Annotated in this window: 1 protein-coding gene; it reads left to right on the top strand. The window is 41.4% G+C overall.

Annotated features, from left to right (window positions below):
- Positions 1-268: tetraacyldisaccharide 4'-kinase (locus HMPREF9441_RS18935; protein WP_008623830.1), on the top strand; the 268-nt coding region annotated here is incomplete at both ends.

Genomic DNA, 268 nt, shown 5'->3' on the forward strand with positions numbered 1-268 from the left:
ATCTGCTGCTGAACGCGAACGTATTGTGGCACAGTTGCAGAAAAAGACCCGCCCACAAACTCCTATTGTTTTTGCTACTATAGCCTATAGTGAGCAAGTGTATTCGGCAGCAGGCGAAAGTCCCTTAGAATCGTTTATACAACAACCTTTTACCTTAGTAACAGGCATAGCCAATCCGCAGCCGTTATTAGATTTTCTAAAGAGTAAAGGAGTTGACTTTCAGCATATAGCCTTTCCTGACCATCATCATTTTACTGATAAAGAATTG

The sequence above is a fragment of the Paraprevotella clara YIT 11840 genome (genome assembly GCF_000233955.1).
Taxonomy (GTDB): Bacteria; Bacteroidota; Bacteroidia; order Bacteroidales; family Bacteroidaceae; genus Paraprevotella; species Paraprevotella clara.